The organism is Gemmatimonadota bacterium (assembly GCA_026705765.1).
Lineage (GTDB): Bacteria > Latescibacterota > UBA2968 > UBA2968 > UBA2968 > VXRD01.
This window is the reverse complement of sequence record JAPPAB010000189.1, coordinates 34,608-51,873: the sequence shown is the minus strand read 5'-3', so window position 1 is coordinate 51,873 and position 17,266 is coordinate 34,608. Positions and strand designations below refer to the sequence as shown.

At 50.9% G+C, this 17,266-nt stretch carries 16 protein-coding genes; 13 read left to right on the top strand and 3 right to left on the bottom strand.

What is annotated here, in order from left to right; genetic code table 11:
* The 13 genes from OXH16_24315 to OXH16_24255 all read left to right on the top strand — a co-directional run.
* Positions 1–1,226: transporter substrate-binding domain-containing protein (locus OXH16_24315; protein ID MCY3684528.1), on the top strand; the 1,226-nt coding region annotated here is incomplete at its 5' end.
* 214 nt (positions 1,227–1,440) lie between these two features.
* The gene (locus OXH16_24310; GenBank protein ID MCY3684527.1) at positions 1,441–2,826 is read left to right on the top strand and encodes a S41 family peptidase; all 1,386 of its coding nucleotides are present in this window, start codon (positions 1,441–1,443) and stop codon (positions 2,824–2,826) included.
* Between the two features lie 154 nt (positions 2,827–2,980).
* On the top strand, positions 2,981–3,733 hold the full coding sequence (locus OXH16_24305; GenBank protein ID MCY3684526.1) for a hypothetical protein: 753 nt from the start codon (positions 2,981–2,983) through the stop codon (positions 3,731–3,733).
* Positions 3,734–3,774: 41 nt separating this feature from the next.
* Positions 3,775–4,146, top strand: coding sequence for a GntR family transcriptional regulator (locus OXH16_24300; protein MCY3684525.1), 372 nt, complete (start codon positions 3,775–3,777; stop codon positions 4,144–4,146).
* Complete coding sequence (locus OXH16_24295; protein ID MCY3684524.1) at positions 4,143–4,835, top strand: ABC transporter ATP-binding protein; 693 nt, start codon at positions 4,143–4,145, stop codon at positions 4,833–4,835. The genes OXH16_24300 and OXH16_24295 overlap by 4 nt, the downstream gene beginning before the upstream one ends.
* Positions 4,836–5,001: 166 nt before the next feature.
* A complete protein-coding gene (locus tag OXH16_24290; protein MCY3684523.1) occupies positions 5,002–5,748 on the top strand; it encodes an ABC transporter permease in 747 nt (248 codons plus the stop codon).
* Positions 5,749–5,817: 69 nt separating this feature from the next.
* The gene (locus OXH16_24285) at positions 5,818–7,410 is read left to right on the top strand and encodes a S41 family peptidase (protein ID MCY3684522.1); all 1,593 of its coding nucleotides are present in this window, start codon (positions 5,818–5,820) and stop codon (positions 7,408–7,410) included.
* Between the two features lie 261 nt (positions 7,411–7,671).
* The gene (locus OXH16_24280; GenBank protein MCY3684521.1) at positions 7,672–9,375 is read left to right on the top strand and encodes a DUF5686 family protein; all 1,704 of its coding nucleotides are present in this window, start codon (positions 7,672–7,674) and stop codon (positions 9,373–9,375) included.
* A 14-nt stretch (positions 9,376–9,389) separates the two neighbouring features.
* The gene (locus OXH16_24275; protein MCY3684520.1) at positions 9,390–10,058 is read left to right on the top strand and encodes a hypothetical protein; all 669 of its coding nucleotides are present in this window, start codon (positions 9,390–9,392) and stop codon (positions 10,056–10,058) included.
* 119 nt (positions 10,059–10,177) lie between these two features.
* A complete protein-coding gene (locus tag OXH16_24270; GenBank protein MCY3684519.1) occupies positions 10,178–11,518 on the top strand; it encodes a sulfatase in 1,341 nt (446 codons plus the stop codon).
* A 14-nt stretch (positions 11,519–11,532) separates the two neighbouring features.
* Positions 11,533–11,916, top strand: a complete 384-nt coding sequence (locus OXH16_24265) for a DUF2237 domain-containing protein (GenBank protein ID MCY3684518.1) — start codon at positions 11,533–11,535, stop codon at positions 11,914–11,916.
* Positions 11,913–12,854 (top strand): aldo/keto reductase, encoded by a 942-nt coding sequence (locus OXH16_24260; GenBank protein MCY3684517.1) that lies wholly within the window; start codon positions 11,913–11,915, stop codon positions 12,852–12,854. Before OXH16_24265 ends, OXH16_24260 begins: the two co-directional genes overlap by 4 nt.
* A gap of 10 nt (positions 12,855–12,864) precedes the next feature.
* Complete coding sequence (locus tag OXH16_24255) at positions 12,865–13,932, top strand: Ldh family oxidoreductase (protein ID MCY3684516.1); 1,068 nt, start codon at positions 12,865–12,867, stop codon at positions 13,930–13,932.
* 74 nt (positions 13,933–14,006) lie between these two features.
* Here the strand turns inward: OXH16_24255 and moeB are convergent, their stop codons facing one another.
* The 3 genes from moeB to OXH16_24240 all read right to left on the bottom strand — a co-directional run bounded on the left by moeB (position 14,007) and on the right by OXH16_24240 (position 17,259).
* Positions 14,007–15,185, bottom strand: coding sequence for a molybdopterin-synthase adenylyltransferase MoeB (gene moeB / locus OXH16_24250; protein ID MCY3684515.1), 1,179 nt, complete (start codon positions 15,183–15,185; stop codon positions 14,007–14,009).
* A gap of 86 nt (positions 15,186–15,271) precedes the next feature.
* Positions 15,272–16,081, bottom strand: coding sequence for an Mrp/NBP35 family ATP-binding protein (locus OXH16_24245; GenBank protein MCY3684514.1), 810 nt, complete (start codon positions 16,079–16,081; stop codon positions 15,272–15,274).
* A 17-nt stretch (positions 16,082–16,098) separates the two neighbouring features.
* A complete protein-coding gene (locus OXH16_24240) occupies positions 16,099–17,259 on the bottom strand; it encodes an IscS subfamily cysteine desulfurase (GenBank protein MCY3684513.1) in 1,161 nt (386 codons plus the stop codon).
* Positions 17,260–17,266 lie beyond the last annotated feature (7 nt).

The window sequence follows — 17,266 nt, the reverse complement described above, 5'->3', positions numbered from 1 at the left end:
ATGAGTTGGGGGCTGTGGTGGTAGCTTCTGTGCGAGAGGATGACGCGCCCATAAGTGGTGCTATGGTAGAGTTTGCGCGTTCTATCGCGGGTCAGGCGGCAGAGTACGCGTGGTCGGGGATGACGGATGAAGAGGGTCGGGTGCGGTTGGAGATTGTGGGCGATGCGACGGGTTATTATCAGGCGCGTGCATCGCAGGATGGGCGCGTGATTGGGGTGTGGTCGAGTATTCCGATTAATGCCGGCGATGAGGTGATGGTCAATTTGCCCATTGGGGGGAGGGCGCAGGTGATGTCTCCGTCGTCGGCTTGTGCGGATCGCGTGCTCAATTTTGGTTTTTTCGCTTTTTTCGCGCCGGTTAGTTCCAGTGCAGATCCCGATCCGAATTCTGCGGGGTTTAATACGCATGTGGGTTATGAGGCGGATTTGTTGACGGCTCTCGAAGCGATGGATGGTGCGGGACTGTCGTTTTCCCGAAAGGGTATTGATATATGGCCCAATATCTGGCTGCTGTCGGCTGGTGTGGATTACGATGTTGTTGGCGGTGGTATTACGATTCTCGACTCTCGAACCCGCGATGAGATGGGTAATGAGGTGGTGACGTTTACTTCGGGGCATATTGCGTTTCGGCAGTCGCTTTTGGTGCGTGCCGAAGATGGGAGGCGTTGGGTTAGCCACGACGACCTGACGAGCGAGGTTCGTGTGGGCGTGCTGGCTAGTACGACGGGGGAGGCGCGTTTGCTGGTGCTGACAGGTCTGGTCAATGCCGATGGTGTTTTGGCTGCGGGTGTGCGCATTGAAACGCAGACGGATACGGTGGTCGCCGATGGGAGTGCAGATTATTTTATTACTGCTGCTGGCGCGTCGCCCAATCTTGAGGGCAGGCAGCGCATTTTCCCGGCTGTAGATACGATGCCGCAGGTGGTTTATCTGGGGGAAGAGGAATTACTCGGTGCGCTTGCGTCTGGTAGGGTAGATGCGCTTGCCCGGGGAGAGATCGGCAACCGCGATGCGGTTCATGCTTCGGGTGGCGCGTTTGTGGTGACGGCGCTTGATGCGGCGGTTGAGTATGGTGGCTTTACGCTTGGTGTGGAAGATGCGGATTTGGCTGCTTGTATTGATGATAAGATCAATTATCTAACGGATGATCAGCGCATTGGCTATGGCGAGTGGCGGCAAGATCCCTCAGTTTTCATGACCCGAGCCAGGATGTGGCAGAGTCGATGATATAATTTGACTGTCATCGCGGTATGTTGTTGTAGGGGACGGCCCCTGTGCCGTCCCGTGTGTCATCGCGGCAAATAGATCGATAATTAAATCCTTAAAGCCTTCGGGTTTTGGGGATTTTTTTATTTTTCTGCTTGACAGGCGAACTGTTTGAGTGTATTATTTAGGTAGAACACTAAGACACCGCTGGTTTTTCACTCGATTGGAGGGTCAAATGACTGCTCGATATTTTAAGTCCTATCGCTCTGGTTTCGGGATATTCGCAACAGCGCGTCGAACACTGTTGGGCTTCTGTTTGTTCATCGGATGTGTGACCGCAGGTGCTGAGGAACCGCCTCGTGTGGTGCGGACTGTGCCGGAGAACGGCGCACAGTCAGTGGATGTGGCCACTATGGAATTGCGCGTTACTTTTGACCAGCCCATGGATACCAAAAGGGGCTATTCGTTTGTGATTTTAGGTAGCAAATTTGTGCTTCCAGAGGTTGCCGGAAAGCCCCAGTGGATTTCTGATACGACTATTGTTCTGCCTGTGAAACTCAAGCCTAACCGCGAATACGGTCTGGGCATTAACTCAGAGCGGCATCAGAATTTTCGAGGAACCAATGGGCTTCCCGCGGTTCCGTATCCTCTTTCTTTCAGGACTGCGCCATCGGGTGATATGAAACCCCTGGACCCAGAACAGAATCGGAAATCGTTGGAGCAGTTGAGGTCGGCTATTGAGGAGAAGTATTCCTATCGCGATCTACGGGGCATAGATTGGGACGTTAGATTTGCTGAGTTCGAGCCGAGATTGGTAGATACGAAGACTTCCCGCCAGTTTGCCTTTCTTGCCGGACAACTTCTTGAGGTCGCCCGCGATGCTCATATCAAGGTCAATGTAGATGGTGATCGATTAGCTGGCTTTCAGCGCAGTGTTCGCCCCAACGTGGATCGAGAGTTGCTGAAACGAATAGTATCTCAGTTTCGATCCGTCAATCGTGCGGTGGTTACCGGGAGGTTTCCGGATGGCCCAGCGTATCTGATGATTAGAAGTTGGTCACCTAAGGCTGCCCGGGATATCGAAGCCGCCGCAAAATGGATCGACGAATTGTCGCTCGATGATACCCTGATTCTGGATATTCGATTCAACAGTGGAGGAGACGAGCGGTTGGCGAGAAAGATCGCCGGTCGATTTGTCGATCAATCTGTGGTATATGCCGGCCATCTCAATCGCGATGTCTCCAGTCCTTCTGGCTTTTCTGAAATCAATAAACGAACGCTGAAGCCGATTCGGCCCGGTTTTCGAGGGCGCACGGTCGTTTTGATGGGACCGGTCAATATGAGCAGTTGTGAGGCATTTTTGTTGATGATGAAGCAAGCGCCGCAATGCACGCTGATGGGCGAGAAGTCCTATGGCAGTTCGGGCAATCCAAAGCCTGTGCGCTTAGCGAATGGGGTAACCGTGTTTCTTCCGTCGTGGGTGGCTTTGACGCCCGATGGAGAGCCGTTCGAGGGTAAGGGCATATCACCCGATGTTTACGTCGAATTTCCCGACGAGCCTGGGGATCAGGATCCATTGATCAACGCTGCTCTTGAATTGTTGAAAAAAGGTCAGGGGTGAAACGTAAAACGAGAGAAGAGAGTGTCATCGAGGCATGATTTTAGCCGCGATCCAGAAGGTTTTGGTTGTCCTCGCGATATTATCCCCTGCTTAAAGCATGCAGAGGCAAACTTGAGCCGCGATCCAGTCTACCGCGATTTCAAAGGAGTATGACATGAAACAATTTTTTGCGCTGTATGTGAAGGAACTCAAAGCGAATAAAATTCTTTTTCTGTTTTTGCTTCTTTTGATTGTGGGGCTAAATGCTTATGGGCTTATCCACATAGAAAATTTAGAACTAGAAACAAAGACAATTCTTAATGCTCTCTGGTCAGTGCTGGCTGTTTTTACCCTTGTTCTCAGTCTGCCCTTTTTGCTGGCACATGCCTTCAACACCGAGTGGAAATCAGAAACACATTATCAGATGTTTGCACTGCCGGTTCCACAGTACATAGTGAATCTGGCAAAAGTCGCTGCGGTCGCGAGTAAGGGCATTGTAGGTAGCGCGATTGTGACTATCGGTCTGTCTTTATGGGCAGCACGTGGGGCTGCCTTGATGAATGTACATATGCTGCGAGTTGGAGAAACAGAAGTTACGGCATTTTTTGATTTTGCTTTTTTAGTTGGTTTGACACTTGTGACGTATATGATTTTCATTCTCGGCCTTGTGACCGGGATGGAAGGGGTGAAGTTCGCAGTTAAGCGGTATCGGGGACTGACTGCGGTTGTTTTTTTTGTCATTGCCGTGTTTGTGTATGGCCGGCTTTTCCAACAAGGTGCGAAGGCATTAGACTTTTTCGGGCAAATCTCAATGACTCCTCCTTCTGAATTTACAATTGATTTGGCACCTTTTGTCTATACCATTCTGATGGGTGTCATCTTTATGATTATTGGGCTTGTTGTGTATGAAAAGCGTGCGGAAATATGAGGTTCGATCTATGACTGTAAAAAAAGTCAGGAGGCATTGGTATGCCACCTTATGAGTTTGATCCGAATGCACCTATTTATTTACAAATTATCGGCGAGATCAAAAAGCGTTCGGTGCGCGGGGTTTATTCGCCGGGATCAAAGTTGCCTTCGGTGCGGGATATGGCGAAAGAAATGGGCGTGAATCCCAATACGATGGCGCGGGCTTATGCAGAGCTTGAACGAGAGGGGTTTGTTTTTACGCGGCGCGGGCAGGGTTCGTTTGTGACAGAGGATGGGAAGAAGATTGAGGCTGAGAAACGGGCGTTGGCACAGAGTGCTGTTGCGCGGTTTGTCGCAGAGGTTGGAGAATTGGATCTTTCCAGCGAGCAAATTGCGGATTTGTTACGCGATATAGAGGAGGATTTGACATGATGATTGATGTTCGAGATGTGTGGAAACGATATCCAGGCGCGTGGGCACTGCGCGGTGTTTCTTTTCAGGTTGCGCGCGGGCGCGTGCAAGGTGTGTTGGGCGAAAATGGCAGCGGGAAGAGTACGCTGTTTCGCATTCTGGCTGGTTTGACCCGTCCGTCTCGGGGATCCGCCGAGGTGATGGGGCAAGAGGTGAGTGTGAAGACCCGACAGCATGTGGCTTATTTGACGGAGGTCAATCCGTTTTACGATTGGATGAAGGTGATGGAGCAGGTGGAGTTTCTGGCGCGTTTTTATCCCAGATGGGATATGGATAAGTCGCGCGAGTTGCTGGGTTTTATGGGACTGGATGGCGATAAGAAGGTGGGCGCGCTTTCGCGGGGTCAACAGGGACGGCTGAAGGTAGTGTGCGCGTTTTCCTGGCCGAGTGATCTGGTTTTGATGGATGAGCCACTATCCGGTATTGATCCCCCATCGCGCAAACGCATTGTCGAGGCTTTGTTTAGCGAATTTCGATTTGGGGAGCAGACGATTTTGATTTCGACGCATCTGGTCCATGAAGTGGGCGAGTTTATCGAGGATGTGATGTTTATGAAAGAGGGCGAGATCGCACTTTCCGGCAATGCAGATGCGCTGAGAGAAGAACGCGGTGAATCGCTTTCAGAAATGTTTGAGATGGTGGCGATGTAGGGAGGCCTGTGTCGTCCTGTTGTAGGGGACGGTCCCCCTGCTTAAAACATGCAGGGACAGGCTTTGTCATCGCGGTATGTTTTTGAGCCGCGATCCAGAAGGTTTTTAGCCGTCCGCCCGTCTTCGGGATGCAACATCATTTTCCACCTTTACCTGGAATCGTGACATGAAACCATTTTTTGCATTATACGTGAAGGAACTCAAAGCGAATAAAAACCTTTTTCTATTTTTGCTCCTTTTGATCGCGGGGTTAAATGCGTATGGGCTTATCCGAATAGAAGATGGTTTGGATTTCGAAGAGGCATTCAAACAGATATTTATTTGGACGACGATAGCAATTTTTCTCGTTCTTCTCAGTCTGCCCTTTTTGTTGGCGCACGCCTTCAATTCTGAGTGGAAATCGGAAACACATTATCAGATGTTTGCGTTACCGGTATCACAATACAAGGTGATTCTGGCAAAGGTCGCTGTGGTCGCGAGTATTGGTTTTGTAGGTGGTGGGATTGTTATAGGAAGCCTGTATTTACTGATTTTGGCCAACCTGCCCGGTCAAATTCTATCATTTGATGGGATGGAGGTTACCTTATTTTGGGATTTTGTTTTTATGTGTGGTTTGGGGCTTGTGACATATATGGTTTTCATCCTCGGCCTTGTGACCGGGATGGAGGGGATAAAATTTTCGGTTAAGCGGTACCGGGGATTGGCTGCGGTCGCTTTTTTTGCACTTGCCGTGTTTTTATACATCCGATTTTTTCAGCAAGGGAAGATGGCGTTAGATTTTTTAGGGCAAATCTCAATCCTTCCTACGCCTTCTGGACAAATAGCGTGGGCGCCGTTTGTCTATACCATTCTTACGGGTATCATCTTTATGATTATTGGGCTTGTGATGTATGAAAAACGCGCGGAAATATAAATTCCGAATTATGCAACAACCCGTCGTACATCTTGCAAAATCCCAGATCCAAAACAGAGGCGTTCTGCGATGACTGATAATGGACGAAAAACCGAACTCCGACGCTTGCTTTTCATTCTGTCGCTATGTCTGTTCATTGCGCCATCGTTGGCGTGGGGGGACTATCAGGATGGTAGGAAAGCATATAACCGGGGTGACTATGCAACGGCACTCAAAGAATTGCGACCGCGCGCTGAGCAAGGCCATGCTGGCGCGCAGTATTTCATCGGCTATATGTATTACAAAGGTCAGGGTGTAGTTCAAAATGGAGAAGAGGCCGTGAAGTGGCTTCGCAAAGCTGCCGAACAAGGAGATGTCAAAGCCCAGTACCTTCTTGGCTATATGTATTACAAAGGTCAGGGTGTAGATCAAGATGGAGAAGAGGCAGAAAAATGGCTTCTCAAGGCAGCCGAGCAAGGCCATGCCAGAGCCCAGTTTTACCTCGGCGAAATGTATTACAAAGTTAAGACCGTGGGACAAGATGAAGAGGAGGCTGTGAAGTGGGTTCACAAGGCCGCTGAGCAAGGATTAGACAGAGCGCAGTACTTTCTTGGCCATATGTATTACAAAGGCTGGGGTGTAGAGCGGGACCGAGAGGAGGCTGTAAAGTGGGTTCTCAAGGCAGCCGAGCAAGACTATGATCAAGCCCAACACATCTTGCCTATGTTGCTTAACGAAACCCAGGTTGACGCTGATCCTGAGAAAAATTTCCAAATTTTATGGAACGAATTTGACCGCCATTATGTTTTTTTTGAGTCCAAAAATGTCAATTGGCAGGCTCTATATGACATATATGCGCCGCAGGTTACCGACCAGACAGATAATTCTGAGCTTTTTGCTATTTTATCTTTAATGCTAACTCACTTAAATGACGTTCACGTTACTCTAACCATGCCGTTCAAGAATTTCAACTCTGCAAATAGACGACCTGGAGGAATCCTCAATTTGGATTTTGTGAAGAGTAAATACTTGAACGCTGGATTTCAAACCACAGGGGATCGTTTTTTTACTTCTGGTCAAATTTCTGACGCAATAGGCTATTTACACATCGCGTCTTTTAGCATCAGGAATGGCAATGCCTGGGTAGAGGCGATAGACCCTATTGTGAACGAATTTTTTCATCATAAGGGTTTAATTGTGGATGTAAGAGGCAATAACGGAGGAAGTAGCCGCAACGTGGATGCGATAGTGGGACGCTTTGCAGACCAGAAGAGAGTGTCCGCTCTTGTACAAAGGCGCGATGGGTCTCGACATTCAGATTTTGGTCGTATTACAAAAAAATATGTCAAGCCTGCTGGAGACAAACAATTTACCAAATCCATTATTGTACTCACAGATAGACAAGTAATAAGTTCTGGAGAATATTTCGTGCTGGCGATGAAACAATTTCCCTATGTTAGAACAGTAGGTGACACGACATTTGGAGGCCAGGGGAGTCCTACTCGTAAGAAATTGCCCAATGGTTGGGAATATAGAGTCTCCACGGGAAAGTGGTCTTCGGCTGACAATGTTCTGTATGAAGATATTGGTGTTCCACCAGATATTCCCGTTGCGGTCTCACCTTCGGATAGTGTTATGGGGAGAGACTCGGTTATAGAGATGGCAATACAATTGCTTAAATAGTTGTCGGATTTAAATGAAGGGTGTACAAAAATCAAAAGTTACACCTCAATGAACGATTAGATAAAGCTATAACGCACAGCGCGTGAGTCCGTTTCGCAGCGGAAATTCTTATGGCATCCCTACTCTGAAGGCCATTGTATGGCGTACTACTATAGGAGCGATTTGCGCTGTGCAAGCTCCCCGCAGGGGCGCCCTTTTTTTGCTTCATTTTTTTGGGCGCGCAAAAAAATGAAGTCGCCGAAGGCATAAAAAGGAGAAGAGTTGAAAAAACAGACTATGACAACACGATGGGTCTGGCTATTTGCCTTTCTTTTCTTCGCTACGCAGGTGCAGGCAAAGGTGATTCAGGGCACTGTGACCGATGCGTCAACAGGAGAGCCGCTTCCCGCTGCGACGGTGCATGTTCTTGGGGCTTATGATGGTACGATTTCAAATACCGAGGGGAAGTATGTGCTGTCTTTGCGCTCTCTTCCCGCGGTGGTGGAGGTGCGCTATATCGGCTATCGGTCGCAGCAATACCAGGTGACGGAGGACGCAGCCGATGTGCGCGATTTTGCCCTGGAGCCAGTGCCGATTGAGTTGGAGACGCTCGTGGTGACGGCTGAGGATATGGGTCCCAATATTATGCGTAAGGTCATCGCGCAGAAGCAAACGTGGTGGGATAGTCTGGAGACGTTTCGCGTTGAGGCTTATTCGCGGTTTGTTTTGTACAAAGATACTGAGATTGTCGCGATTGTCGAGAGCTTGTCCGATGGTTTTTGGGATCAAAAAAAAGGGTGGCGGGAGGTCGTTAAGGACAAACGGGAGACAGAGAATTTGGATTTGGGGATTGCACTGCCCGCGGCTGCGGGTGTGAATTTGTACGATGATGAGACGAAAATCTTCGGTCATAATTTGATCGGTGTTACGCATCCCGATGCATTGGCGCACTATGATTTTGTGCTCACAGGTCGTCGCAAAATGGATGATCGCATTATTTACGATATTGATGTGAAACCCAAACACAGTCTCAAGACGGCTTTTAATGGTCGCGTGGCTGTGCTCGATAGTGTGTACGCGCTCGTGGAGGTGGAATTGACGCCAAATCGGGCGTTTTTGTTTCCGCCGCCTGTTCGCGAATTTACCATTGCTATGCGCCAGCAGTTTAGCAATTTCGGTGGTGATTACTATTTGCCGGTGGGCTATCAGTCGGATATAAATGTTAAAGTCGGAATGGTTGGTTTAAAATTTCCGCCTTTTGAGAGGCAGCGCATTTCTCGTTTGACGGGGTATGAGGTGAATGTCGCGTTGCCCGATTCGCTTTATGATCAGGATCGCATCGTGGTGGTTGATTCTATGCGTGTTGAGCAGGATAGTTTACTGGTTCAAACAGGACTCGCCGTGCCGTTGGATGATATTGAGCAAGAGGCTTATGCGCGCATTGACAGCACGATGACGCTGGATAAAGCGTATGAGCCGAAGGGGTTTTTAGCGCGTTTTGTGAAGGAGGATGAAGAAAAAGAAAAGAAGGACGGTGAGAAGGGGCGCAAGTTGCCGTTTCGATTCAAACCCGAGGTGTGGTTCAATCGCGTGGATGGTTGGCATTTAGGTTCTAAGGTTTCTTCGAGATCGAGTCAAAGCCGAGCGGCTTTTGCAGGTGGAGGTGCGTATAATTTTGGTTTGAAACGATGGTCATTTGACGGCAAGGCAACGGTGCGCTGGGGGACGGACAAAAAAGGTTTTGTTTCGCTTGAGGGTTTTCGCGGGACCGATACGCGCTATCGCTCGAGACTGTACGACCGATTCAAGGTCAGTTTGCAGCAGATTGAAGGTTTAGAGGATTATTTTGATTTTTTCTGGCGCGAAGGTGTAAGGGGCACCGCGGGCTATCGGTTTGGTCATCCGCGAAAGGCGGGTGTGCGGTTGAGCGGTGGGGTAACTGTCGCGCAACACAGTTCGGTGGAGAAGACGACGGATTGGCATTGAGTGGGGATATTGATGTGCAACGGCCAAATCCGGAGATTGATGCGGGCAATTTGCGTTCTGTGTTTTTGCGAGCGGATATTGAGGGTGGATATTCGGAACTTGCGTTTGTTTTTCGGCAGCGAAAAATCGCGTTGGAGGTTGAGCACAGTCGGCCGGGATTTGGTAGTGATTTTGAGTTTACACAGTTTCGGATGCTGTTGGATTGGCGTATCAAAACGCTGTTTAAGCGGCGTTTGTTGCCCAATGTGCTCGATGTGAGCGTTGTTGGCAGTGTGTTTGCAGGGACGTTGCCCAGGCAGCGTTTTGAGATTTTGGATGCCGGGCTGCTGGACGGGTTATCGACATTTGGGGCATTTCGCACACTTGTGAACCGCCCTTATGAGGGAGAGAAGGTGTTGGGGATGTTCTGGGAACACAATTTTCGCACGGTTCCGTTTGAGTTGGTCGGCTGGCGGTGGGCTGCAGAGCGCAATATTGGTTTGATTGTTCACGGCGGGCACGGGCGCACATGGTTTGGGGATCGCACATTGGCAGGGTTGGATTACGCGCCGCAATATACAGATGGATTTCACCACGAATTGGGTGTGTCGATTAACGGGCTATTTGATTGGTTTCGGCTGGATTTCACAAAGCGATTGGATGCGCCGGGGTTTTTTGTGAGTGTTGGGTTTGTGCAGTTTTGAAGTTGTGGTGAATAAAGCATCATCTCCGCCTCTTGTCAGATACATTGACAAGGGGCTTTTTGGTTCATAATATTGTCGCGGTTTTTTGTGGGATTTACACTTTAATGTAAAGGAGTATCATGGCCAGTAATGTCATTCTCATTTTTGGCGATCAGTGGCGCGCTCAGTCGTTTGGTTATGCCGGCAATACCTGTGTGCAGACGCCGCATATCGACCGTCTCGCGTCTCAAAGTATTAATGCGACACACGCGGTTTCGGGGTGTTCGGTTTGTTGCCCGGCGCGGGCGTCTTTGCTGACGGGGCAATATCCGCTGACGCATGGCGTTTTTGTCAATGATGTGCATTTGAGCGATAGGGCTGTTAGTCTGGCACAGGCTTTTAAGAATGCGGGATACGATACCGCTTATGTGGGCAAATGGCATGTGAATGCAAATGGGCGATCCAATTATATTCCGCCCGAGAATCGGCAGGGGTTTGATTATTGGAAGGTGCTGGAGTGTACGCACAGTTACAATAATTCTTTTTATTATGCCAATGATTCCGACGAGAAGCTCACATGGGAGGGATACGACGCGATTGCACAGACGCGTGATGTGCAAGAGTACATCCAGAATCACAACTCGGATAATCCCTTTTTGCTCGTGCTTTCATGGGGCCCACCGCACGCGCCTTATGAGACTGCACCGGAAAAATACCGCGCGATGTATCGCCCCGAGGATGTGCCGCTGCGCGAGAATGTGCCGCCAGAATCGGAAGCAAATGCCCGAGAATGGATTGCGGGTTATTACGCCCACTGCACTGCGCTGGACGATTGTATGGGTGATTTGCTTCAGTCACTGGACGATAAGGGGATAGCCGACGATACGCTTTTGCTCTTTTTTTCGGATCACGGCGATATGCTCGGTTCACAGGGGAGTGCGAAGAAGCAACAGCCCTGGGAAGAGTCTATTCGCATTCCGTTTTTGTTGCGATGGCCAGCGCAATTTGGGTTGGAGGGTCGCGAGATTTCTGATCCTATTGATATTCCCGATATTATGCCTACGCTTTTGGGGCTTTGTGGGATTGATGTTCCCGATACGGTTGAGGGTCTGGATTTTTCGGATTATCTTATGGGAGGTGAGAGTCCCTCTGATGGTGCCGCGCTTTTACAATGTCCGCAGCCTTTTGGACAGTGGACGCGCGATAGGGGAGGGCGCGAATATCGCGGCTTGCGGACGGGGCAATACACATATGTCCGTTCGCTCGATGGGCCGTGGTTGCTCTATGATAATGAGGCTGATCCTTTTCAGTTGAGCAATCTTATTAATGATCCCGAATGCGCGGATTTGTGTAGCGAGTTGGATGCCTGGCTCCAGCGTCGTCTCGATGAGGGTGGCGATGATTTTCTGCCTGGGGCGGACTATGTTCGGCAATGGGGATATACGGTGAATGAGAGCGGTACTGTGCCATATACAAATTAATCTCTGGAGTGAAAATGAACCGCGGTAAAAATGTTTTGGGCGAGGATCTCGAGGATTGTTGTACCGATCCTATGACGGGTTTTTTTAGAGATGGATGTTGTCGCACGGGTCCGGGTGATCTGGGGTTGCACATTCTCTGTGCGGAGATGACGGAAGAATTTTTGGCTTTTTCCCAGTCTGCGGGCAATGATTTGAGTACGCCTGTGCCCGAATTGCGCTTTCCCGGTCTCGTGCCGGGCGATCGCTGGTGTTTGTGTGTTCAGCGCTGGGTTGAAGCTCTCAATGCGGGGTTTGCTCCTCCCGTTTATCTTTCGGGGACGCATATTTCCACGCTTGAGTTTGTCGATTTGGATACGCTGAAGGAATATGCACTGGATAATGGAGACCCTTTGATATGATTGAAAAAGCCACTCTTGAAGTCCCGCGTCGTCGCTGGGGCAAAACAGAACTTTCTATTCCCGTTATTCCCTTTGGTACGCAGGGGTTTGGCAATAATTTTGGTCCTGTTACCGATGATGAGGCAGCAGACCTCATTCGGTTTGCGGTGGATATTGGTGTCAATCACTTCGATTGTGCGCGGTGTTATGGCGATTCGCTTCGAAAGCTCGGTCTTGCGATTAAGCAGGGCGTTGTCGGGCGCGATGAGATCATTATTAGTGGGCGCGTTTGCTGTCACAGTGCCGCGAAGTGGGGGGGATATGGAGATGGAGACCCGGATTACTCAACTGAGCACGCGCTTGCCGATATAGAAGACCAGCTCGAGATTTTGGGGATTGATCATTTCGATGTGCTTTTTATTCACGATCCGTGGAGTATCGAGGCTACGCTGGTTTCGGGGGGTACGCTTGAGGGATTGGAAAAGGCGCGAGAGCGGGGGTGGGTCAATTTTATTGGATATGGGATGCGGCCCCACGATTTTCATCTGGCGCAGATGGAATCCGGGCGCACGGATTGTTTTCTGTGTTTTGGGGATCACAATCTTTTGCGGCAAACTATTAGTGAAGATATTTTGCCCGCTGCGGCGGAGCGCGATCTGGGTGTGATGAATGGCTGGTCGATTATGCGCGGTTATCTCACGGGCGCGCCTGTGGAAAATTTTGCGCCCCGTGACCGCTGGCGAGAAGATCACGAGCGCGCTGAGAATATGCGCCTGTGGTGCGAAGAACGCGGGTACGACTTGCTCGAACTCACCCTGCAATTCTGTATTCGTGAGACCCGCATCCACGGCAATCCGATCGGTAGCCTGAATAAGGCGCAACTCGAAGCCAATGTGCGCGCGGCGTGTGCAACGGTTTCCGATGAGGTGTTCGAAGAGTTTTTCGCCGCAGGGCTTTAGGAGATTTTTTATGCAAATGCACACGTATCAACCCGCACATCTTCACGCGCTTACGAGACGTTTGTTTGAAGCTTCTGGTGCGACACCTGATATTGCAGATATTGTGGCGAAGATTCTGGTGAATGCCAATCTCGCCGGTCACGATTCTCACGGTGTTCTCCGCATCCCTTTGTATCTCACTAATATCTCCGAGGGGGGGATGAATCCGGCGGCTGAACCCACGACGGTGCGGGAATCGGCTACTACACTGGTTCTGGACGGCAACGGAGGGCTGGGACATCTTACGGCTTATCGCGCGGTCCATCAGGCGATGGAAAAAGCGCGGACTTCTGAAATTTGTTCGGTTTCGTTCACGCGGGTTGCACATATTGGACGTGTGGGAGAATATGTCGAGATTGCCGCACGCGGGGGTTTTATCGGTATTTGCATGGTTGGTGGGGGTTCGCCCAATACGATGAAAGTTCTGCCTTTTGGGGGGAAGAAGGGGAGTCTGGGTACCAATCCCATTGCGGTGGGTGTTCCCACGGGTGATGAGGCACCTTTTGTAATCGATTTTGCCACTTCTATGGTGGCCGAGGGCAAGCTCCAGGTTGCGCGAAGCAAGAAGGCGTCGATTCCCGATACTTTTATTGTGGATAAGAATAATAAGCCGTCAACCAATCCTCTCGATTTTTACGATGGCGGATTTTTGCGTGCTTTTGGAGAGCACAAGGGTTACGCGCTTTCGCTAATGGTCTGTTTAATGGGGCAGCTTTCAGGAGCCCAAAGGGAGGGGCGGCGTTCCGGGGGCGCGTTTATGCAGGTTATCGATATCAGTACATTTACAGATTTGGATAGTTATCAACAGGGTATTCGCGCATTTTTAGACGATATGAAGACGACCGAACCCGCCGATGGGATAGACGAGGTTCTGGTTCCGGGGGATTTTGAGTATCGCAATCGCAGGCATCGCCTCGTACACGGCATTGAGATACCCGATACGATTAACGAGCAAATTGGCGAATGGGCAGACCGTTTCGGGGTGCCTGTAGATGACAGTATTGTGGAGGATAGAGATAGGGCGCATTATCAGAGGTGAGTGTTTAAAAAGGAGAAAAATAAAAGGGGTGAAACCAATCGGTTTCACCCCTTTGTGTTTTTGCGATGCGACGGTTAATCAGCCGCGTCGCTGTGATCCATGGCGCAGAATGCCTGATAGTCCATGAGTTCGGTGATGGTTGGGTTGTCGCCACATACAGGGCAATTTTTGTCGCGGCGAATTTTGAATGTGTTGAAGTTCATTTGCAGGGCGTCGTACATCAGCAAGCGACCGATGAGTGGATCCCCCTGACCGAGTATGAGTTTGACAACTTCTGTGGCCTGCACGAGGCCAACTGTGCCGGGCAGAACACCCAGCACGCCTGCTTCGTCTCACGATGGTGCCAGGTCTGCTGGCGGTGGCGCGGGATAGAGGCAGCGGTAGCAAGGTCCCTCGCCGTCGCATGTGTACACTGTGACCTGACCTTCAAAGCGGAAGATGCTGCCATCCACGATGGGTTTTTTGAGGAAGACACACGCATCGTTGACGAGATAGCGCGTTGGGAAGTTGTCGCATCCGTTGACGATGATGTCGTATTGGGGGAGGATGTCCATGATGTTGTCGGATGTGAGATAGTCGGTGTGTGGCACCACATCGCAGCCGGGGTTGATTTCTTTGAGGGTTTCGTAAGCAGAGATGGCTTTGAGACGACCCAGATCAGATGTGCCGTGCAGTATCTGGCGCTGCAAGTTGGTGACATCGACGATGTCGGCATCGACAATTCCGAGTGTTCCTATGCCAGTCGCGGCGAGATAAAGTCCAGTTGGGCTGCCCAATCCGCCTGCGCCAATGAGGAGTACTTTGGCGTCGAGGAGTTTGCCCTGTCCGCGTTCTCCCACTTCGGGGATGAGGAGGTGACGGGAGTAGCGCTGTACTTCGGCTTTGTCGAGCGCGCGGTCGCGGTCAATGGCGAGACCGGTATTTTTCCAGGAATCGATGTCGCCCTGGATATACGCGACGTCGGAATAGCCCATGTCTTGAAGTGCCTGTGCGGCTAATGCGCCCTGGCCCTGTGTACCATAGACTATGATTGCGCGGTCGCGGTCGTTGTCCATGCTTTCTATGCGGAGTTCGAGAAAGCCACGCGGCACGTTTTCTGCGCCGGGGATATATCCTTCGATATAATTTTCGCGCTCGCGCACGTCTATGAGCAGCGTGCCATTTGCGTTGATTTTCTCCTGTGCGCGTTCTGGAGAAAGCCCTGTGGTTTTGGCTTCTGCCTGTGCGACGAGCGTTTCATAAGTTGCACTCATGGCATGCCTTTCAGGTTGGTGTTTGGATTTGAGTGGTCATGGGGATTTAATGTAAGGTATTTTTTTTCATTCGCAAGCCCGAAAAGTTAGACAATTGTGATTTCGGGCAGGTCGCTTTCCCTTTCTGCCAGTGCATCGGCAATGCGTCGGGCGATTTCGGGGAAAGCATTGTTTTCACCTGTCGCGATGGGCGCACCCGTGTCGCCGCCTTCGCGAATGTTGGGCTGGATGGGGATTTGTCCGAGCAGGGGCAGGCCAAATGCATCGGCGATGTGTTGTCCCCCGCCTTCGCCAAAGAGGGGCGTGCGGTCTCCGCAACACGGGCACAGGAAATAGCTCATGTTTTCGACAATGCCGAGGATGGGGACTTCGACTTTGCGAAACATTTCTATGCCGCGGTGTACGTCTTCTAGCGCGACATTTTGCGGGGTGGTGACTATGACTGCACCGCTGAGGGGCACGGTTTGGGCAAGGGTGAGTTGTGCATCGCCCGTGCCGGGGGGGAGATCGACGACGAGGTAGTCGAGTGCGCCCCATATGACGTCAACCATGAATTGTTGAATCATTCTGCCTACGATGGGACCGCGCCATATTATGGGGGCATTTTCTCCGGCGATAAGGCCGAGAGACATGAATTTGACATTGTGATTTTCAAGGGGCAGTATTTTTTGACCTATTGACCTGGGTTGCGCCGTGCTGCCCATCATGATCGGTACGTTGGGTCCGTAAATATCCGCGTCGAGCAAGCCAACCGTTGCGCCCTGTTTGGCGAGTGAGACCGCGAGGTTTACGCTAACTGTTGTTTTGCCCACGCCGCCTTTGCCGCTGGATACTGCGACGATGTTTTTGACTTCGGGTAAGATTTCGGGGCGTTGGGGTCGGTCTGGTGTTGGCATGGTGGCTCCGGGGATGTTTAGTAGTTTGGCGATATTTCGCGCAGGCGGTTGACTTCTTGAATCACGCGTTCTGCAACATAGTCAATTTCTTCTTCGGTGTTGAATCGGCCAATGCCAAAGCGTATGCTGCTCTGCGCCATGTCATTGCTGACGCCAATGGCTTTGAGTACGTAAGACGGTTCGAGAGATGCGGATGTACAGGCTGAGCCGGATGAGAGAGCTACGTCTCGCAAGCTCATGAGCAGGCTTTCGCCATCCACGCCGGCAAAGCTGATGTTGAGGTTGCCCGGCAGGCGTTGTTCGGGGTGGCCGTTGAGTTGTATCCGGGGCAGCGCATTGAAGAGGTGGTTTTGCAGGCGATGGCGCAAGTCCTGACTGTGTTTTGCTTCGGTTTCGATGTGTTTTTGTGCGAGCGCACAGGCTTCTCCCATGCCTACAATGCCCGGTACATTGAGGGTGCCCGAGCGCATGCCTTTTTCATGGCCCCCGCCGTCTATTTGACCGACGAGGCGAACGCGCGGGCGGCTGCGCACATAGAGCGCGCCCGCGCCTTTGGGTCCGTAGAGTTTGTGGGCGGAGATGGAGAGCAGGTCGATGTGCATGGCTTCGACGTCGAGCGGGTATTTGCCAATGGCCTGTGCTGCATCTGTGTGAAAATAGATGTTTTTTTCACGGCATATCGCCCCGATTGCTTCAATGGCCTGACAGGTGCCGATTTCGTTGTTGGCCGCCATGATGGAGACGAGTACAGTGTTGTCTGTGATGGCATTTGCAATATCTGATGGGTCGGTAATACCGTGTGAATCTACGGGTAAGACTGTGACTGAGACGCCGCCGCGTTCCAGTGCGCGAAAAGAGTCGAGTACGGCGTGGTGCTCGGTGGCTTGCGTGATGATGTGTGGGGTTTTGGCTGCGGCGACTACGCCTTTGATGGCGAGGTTGTCGGATTCTGTGGCGCCACTGGTAAAGATGATGTCTTTGGGCTGTGCGTTGATGAGGTTGGCTATTTGTTCTCGCGCGAGGTCAACAGCATCTTCGGCATGCCATCCAAAGGTGTGTGTACGGCTGGCGGCATTGCCAAAGCGGTCTTTGAGATAGGGCAACATCGCGTTGAGTACCCGTTCATCTATGGGTGTGGTGGCGTTGTTGTCGAGATATATGGGCAGTTGGGTAGGCATAAAAAAA

What these genes read in the sequence shown, in the direction of transcription:
- OXH16_24240 (MCY3684513.1), bottom strand. Translation starts at nt 17,259, where the DNA reads ATGCCTACCCAACTGCCCATATATCTCGACAACAACGCCACCACACCC.
- OXH16_24310 (MCY3684527.1), top strand. Translation starts at nt 1,441, where the DNA reads ATGACTGCTCGATATTTTAAGTCCTATCGCTCTGGTTTCGGGATATTC.
- OXH16_24305 (MCY3684526.1), top strand. Translation starts at nt 2,981, where the DNA reads ATGAAACAATTTTTTGCGCTGTATGTGAAGGAACTCAAAGCGAATAAA.
- OXH16_24290 (MCY3684523.1), top strand. Translation starts at nt 5,002, where the DNA reads ATGAAACCATTTTTTGCATTATACGTGAAGGAACTCAAAGCGAATAAA.
- OXH16_24260 (MCY3684517.1), top strand. Translation starts at nt 11,913, where the DNA reads ATGATTGAAAAAGCCACTCTTGAAGTCCCGCGTCGTCGCTGGGGCAAA.
- OXH16_24245 (MCY3684514.1), bottom strand. Translation starts at nt 16,081, where the DNA reads ATGCCAACACCAGACCGACCCCAACGCCCCGAAATCTTACCCGAAGTC.
- OXH16_24295 (MCY3684524.1), top strand. Translation starts at nt 4,143, where the DNA reads ATGATGATTGATGTTCGAGATGTGTGGAAACGATATCCAGGCGCGTGG.
- OXH16_24300 (MCY3684525.1), top strand. Translation starts at nt 3,775, where the DNA reads ATGCCACCTTATGAGTTTGATCCGAATGCACCTATTTATTTACAAATT.
- OXH16_24255 (MCY3684516.1), top strand. Translation starts at nt 12,865, where the DNA reads ATGCAAATGCACACGTATCAACCCGCACATCTTCACGCGCTTACGAGA.
- OXH16_24285 (MCY3684522.1), top strand. Translation starts at nt 5,818, where the DNA reads ATGACTGATAATGGACGAAAAACCGAACTCCGACGCTTGCTTTTCATT.
- OXH16_24265 (MCY3684518.1), top strand. Translation starts at nt 11,533, where the DNA reads ATGAACCGCGGTAAAAATGTTTTGGGCGAGGATCTCGAGGATTGTTGT.
- OXH16_24270 (MCY3684519.1), top strand. Translation starts at nt 10,178, where the DNA reads ATGGCCAGTAATGTCATTCTCATTTTTGGCGATCAGTGGCGCGCTCAG.